Source organism: Chamaesiphon sp. OTE_20_metabat_361 (assembly GCF_031364565.1).
Genome location: NZ_JANLWO010000162.1, coordinates 1 through 4,815, shown reverse-complemented (window position 1 = coordinate 4,815; position 4,815 = coordinate 1). Strand labels below are relative to the sequence as shown.

General features: G+C 49.7%; 6 protein-coding genes. 3 read left to right on the top strand and 3 right to left on the bottom strand.

Going from position 1 to position 4,815, the window contains the following annotated elements; all coding sequences use genetic code 11:
• The 3 genes from RMO35_RS04480 to RMO35_RS04470 all read right to left on the bottom strand — a co-directional run.
• On the bottom strand, positions 1 to 701 hold a 701-nt coding region (locus RMO35_RS04480; protein WP_309738845.1), incomplete at its 3' end, for a DUF445 family protein.
• Positions 702 to 894: 193 nt separating this feature from the next.
• Entirely contained in the window at positions 895 to 2,556 is a 1,662-nt protein-coding gene (locus RMO35_RS04475) for a DNA phosphorothioation system restriction enzyme (RefSeq protein WP_309738843.1), read from the bottom strand.
• 47 nt (positions 2,557 to 2,603) lie between these two features.
• Positions 2,604 to 2,753, bottom strand: coding sequence for a hypothetical protein (locus RMO35_RS04470; protein ID WP_309738840.1), 150 nt, complete (start codon positions 2,751 to 2,753; stop codon positions 2,604 to 2,606).
• 35 nt (positions 2,754 to 2,788) lie between these two features.
• Between RMO35_RS04470 and petD the strand changes: the two genes are divergently transcribed.
• From petD to RMO35_RS04455, 3 genes are all read left to right on the top strand, one after another.
• A complete protein-coding gene (gene petD / locus RMO35_RS04465; RefSeq protein WP_309738839.1) occupies positions 2,789 to 3,271 on the top strand; it encodes a cytochrome b6-f complex subunit IV in 483 nt (160 codons plus the stop codon).
• Between the two features lie 9 nt (positions 3,272 to 3,280).
• Entirely contained in the window at positions 3,281 to 3,904 is a 624-nt protein-coding gene (locus tag RMO35_RS04460; RefSeq protein ID WP_309738838.1) for a cytochrome b N-terminal domain-containing protein, read from the top strand.
• A 218-nt stretch (positions 3,905 to 4,122) separates the two neighbouring features.
• The gene (locus RMO35_RS04455; protein ID WP_309738846.1) at positions 4,123 to 4,791 is read left to right on the top strand and encodes a Uma2 family endonuclease; all 669 of its coding nucleotides are present in this window, start codon (positions 4,123 to 4,125) and stop codon (positions 4,789 to 4,791) included.
• Positions 4,792 to 4,815 lie beyond the last annotated feature (24 nt).

Here is a 4,815-nt window from a genome sequence, read left to right as displayed (position 1 = left end):
CGATCGTCCAAACAAAACGTCCGAAAACGATTGAGGGCATTTTTAACACCAAAAAGATTGGCAACTACCCAATAAGTACCACTACTTTTTTCGCGCAAGCCTTCATCGATGACTTGAATATTGCGATCGGTCAGAAAATCGACGATCGCCACCCGCAAGACCTCGGGGGGTAAAATAACATTAATCAACCAGTCAGACAATTGCGCTGCTTGGCTGTCGGTTAGCTCGAATTCGAGGATCAACCGATCGAAGATTTGATTGATTTGGGGTTCTAAGAAGTCGGGTTTGCGTGCTAAGACTCTCAGCCAGCGGGGAAAGGATTCACCGAGTAAATCTTTGAGAATATTGGCGAGTAATTTGACCGTCTTTTGCTCTTTGTCGGCTTGAATCTGTTCTAGAGCCAATTGGAGCAGCCAGGTAATCGCGGATTGAACTCGCTCTACCTCTAGCAATCGCTTGGCGATCTTTTGTAGCTCTACTGGCGTGAGCAAAGAACCCATAATCGTATCCGAAATCCGGGTCGCCAATCGTTCTTGGTTACTCGGAATCAATCCCGGCGTAAACGGAAGTTGATATTTACCAATGAATTTCGCCGTATAAGGACGAAACAACATTTTGATCGCGACATCATTGGTAAAATAGCCGACAACAGCACCAGCCAGAGGCGGTGTCAAATATAGCCACAGTTGAAACGAGGACAATGTATTACCGGGATGCAATCTGGGTTGATTCTACAATTATACCCAGTGTGAGTTCGATCGGTTCGGTATGTGTATCCACCGGATCGATCGCGGTTATCCACATCTGAGGATTGTACTTCAATTTTCGCTCCGTAGGATGTGTTTCTGCGTCAGCAAAACGCACCGAGCCTCTAGAACCTAGAAGGTGCGTTACCTAAATGTCTAGCAAGCCGTAACGTTTCTGAATCGCGAGGAGTTGGGTTCTGGCGGCGGCAGCGTTGTCGGCGAGATCGGCAAATTCGATCAGGCGCAGGAGTTCTCTCCGGAGTAAATTTCGTTCGATCGCCAGTGTATCTCGGTCTAATTCTGGTGGCAAAACAACCATATCATAGAGGGTAGCGCGATCTTTGCCGACATCTGGGCGGAGAATCCGCCCTCGGCGTTGGATAAATTGGCGCGGATTGGTGCTGCTAGCGAGGATGACGGCATGTTTGATAGCGGGGATATCGATGCCTTCATCCAAACAGCGGATCGCGACTAGTCCTTGGAGTGCGCCAGATTCAAACTGGTGGCGGAGTTGTTCGCGATCGAGTAGTGATGTGGTGGCGGTATAAGTGTTGACGCGATAGCCGAGTTCGGTACCGAGTAAGTGCGTGACGGCGGCGAGTTGTTGGGTGCTATCGCTGCTACCATCGCCACAGTAGAAGAGGGTGTGACTGGTATCGAGGCGATCTTGCATCAAGGTTTTGAGCGCGACGAGTTTGTTGGCAGCAGCACCGATCAGTCGGGAGCGTTGCATGAGTAAGGGTGTGAGATCTGGGGTGTCAAATTCATCGTGGTTGGCACCGCGATCGGAATTATTGTAAAGGAGTTTGCGGGCGATCGCGCGGCTGAGTTGGAGATAGCGATCGCTCTCATCTGGAGTCAGTTCGACGAGGATCGGATAGTATAAATAATGGACGAGGGCACCACAATCGATCGCGTCTTTGAGGGTAAATTCGGGCTGGAGGATATCTCCAAAGTAGTCGATGATATTTTGGGTGCCGATGTCGTCATAGTGGCGTTCGGGAGTGGCTGAGAGGGCAAGTCGCAAGCCGACATTCCGGGGGAGGCTGGATTCGCGCTTTTTGGCACCGAGATTATGCACTTCGTCGCCGATAATCAGGGTACGATCGGGTAAATATTTGAGCTGGGATTGAAATCCGGCGGTAGTTAGGGTTTCGTTGGTAGTAACGATCGTCAGAAATTTTTGTTGTCCGGTATGGATTCTGGCAAGTTGGTGGGAAAATTTGCCTTGCCATTTATGGATGCTTTCGCAGGCGAGAATCGGCTGAAGATGAAACTTTTCGCACTCTCGCCCCCATTGATTGACGAGGTGCCGAAACGGACAGATAATAATCAGAACTTGCAGTCCGATCTGTTGATATAGTTGATGTGCGATCGCGAGGGCAGTAATTGTTTTACCGCTACCAGTCGCCATCTTCAGGGTACCGCGACCTTGATTTTTAAACCAGTTGGTAATTGCTTGTTGTTGGTACGATCGCAGTTGTAATAGTGCGGGTAATTGCGGACATCCCGGCGGCACTGGCTCGACTTGGTAGCGCACCTGTGCTTCGGCTACGGCTACCAATCGATTGATGCTCAGCCATCCCGCTGCTGAATTCCCTGCAACCTGAAGATCGGGAATTTTTGCTACTCGATAGATATTTTGTGAGTCGATCGACACCAGCAACCACCGAACGATGTGCCTTTTGATACTATCACAGCCAGACTTAGATCGGCAGCTTGCGATCGCCCGATCTTGGCTGGTACGGCAGTCGGGGCTGTAAGGGATAATTAACGTCAGATGACCCGATTGCCAAGTCTGAGCCGTCATCACGATACCGCCTTGATGGACGATCGCTAAATCCCCGCTCGATCTACCTAAAATGGTCGTTCTGCTTTTCTTGTCAATGTTGGATAATAAATCTTAATGACCGATCGGCGAGTGTCGATTGCGGTACCTTCGTTACCATAAGTTGCCATTACTCGATCCTTGCCAGACACAGACTGCTCGCGATTTTGCTCGGACATAACACAGCAAGCTTGACTTCAAACAGGAGTAAATCATGACCCAAGATCGACAATCTGCTGGTAAAACCGATCTCCCGCTGATTCCCGAACTCACGGTACCAAAACGCACGGATCGCCGTCGGTGGGCGTGGTTGAACAATTTTTTGTATCTGTTTCCGACAGTGGGATTGGGGACGATTGGCTTGTGCATCGCTTTAGCCGTGCTAAATCCGGTGGCAATGCCCGATCTGGCAGATCCATTTGCGACACCCGAACATTTGCTGCCGGAGTGGTATCTGCTCCCGGTATATCAGCTCGTGCGGCTGATTCCCTACAAGATCGTGGGCATCGTGACGATGGTGTCCTTTGCGACGGGATTGTTACTCTTACCCATCATTGAAAATCTCGTGCGGTTCGATCCGCGCTTGCGGCGGGGGGTGTCGATCGCGATTTTCTCAGTTAGTACGATTGTCACGCTGTGGCTGGGTTTCGGTGCGCGGTTGCCGATCGAAGATGCGTTTTCACTAGGTCTATTTTAGGAGTTGGCAATGACGATCGAAAATACTACTATTATCAAGCTGCAAAAACTAGCTACCATCATCGCGGTATCTCTGCTCTCGCTGGTACTTACTGCGGCAATTTCTGGCTTGCTGATAGCATTTTACTACGAGCCGAGTGCGGGTGGGGCTTACACTTCACTCAAACAGATCGATACCCAAATTAATTTTGGCTGGTTGATTCTGACGGTGCATCACTTGGCGGGAAATGGCTTTACGATCTTGGCATTGATTCAAATTGTCGTTATGTTTTTTAGCGAGCAATTTCGTCCGGCGTGGATCGTCGCTTGGGTAAGTGGGATTTTATTAACGCTCAGTGCGGTGGGTTTAGGCTGGACATCGATGATTCTCGACTGGTCGCAGCAGGGCTTCTGGCGGTTTAAGATCGAGCTAGGCACGATCGAAGCCATTCCCCTCATCGGCTCGACGCTCAGCACCATTCTGACTGGTGGCGATGCGATCTCTACCGAAACGGTCGTTCACCTGTACACTTTGCACAGTTACGTTTTGTCGATCGTGGCGATCGGTTTAGCGATTTTCCATCTGGCTGGCTTATCCATTCAAGAAATAGAAATCGATCCGACGATCGCACCCGATCTCGATCCACCTGTCTGACAGGATTCAAGATCCATACAAGCATCAAGTCTAGTCGCAAGTAATCTATTCGAGAGCACGATCGGAAGGTGATGTACGATATCAACGTTAATCTCGCCAATATGCCCAAACCAGAAGATTTAGCAATCTAGTCAGATCTAAACCCACCAATACTCGCAAGGATTGGTACTATGTCCGCTAAAATATGCGTAAGCCGTCCGCTTACCCAATCCCTCACCATGTATCAGTACGAGTTACCCAGATACCTACCCACTGCCGACGAACTGCCCTGCTCGGATGATACGCCCGTGGATAACGAACTTCAAGAAATCATTCCCAGCCTACTCAAGTCAATTTTACGCATCCTCTGGCACGATCGGCTAGATTGGTTTTTTGGCATCGATATGGGCATCTATTCCCATCCAGAGCAACCGCCAATCGTTCCTGACGGTTTTTTGTGTCTGAATGTCGAGCGACACTATGACGAGGAGTTGCGTCTGAGCTACCTACTCTGGGAAGAGGAAATACCACCCATTTTGGTGTTAGAAGTAGTCTCCACTAAACCAGGTGGCGAGTACACTACCAAACTCGATGAATATGCCCGGATGGGCGTACTCTACTACATCATCTACAATCCCAAACGCCGCCGCAAACCTCGACTAGAGATCCACAAGCTCGTTAACGGCAAATACGAGTTACAAGATAGCAATCCTATCTGGATGCCCGAAGTTGGTTTGGGTATCGGTAGCGAACGCGCCAGCTTTGACAGGTTAACGCGGGAATGGTTGTATTGGTATGACGATAATAATCGCCGCTATCCCACTCCTGACGAACAGATCGAACAGCAACGCCAACGCGCCGATCGATTAGAAGCTAAATTACGCGCTCTAGGCATCGACCCCGAATAGCCGGATCGATCCCCCCAAATCTAT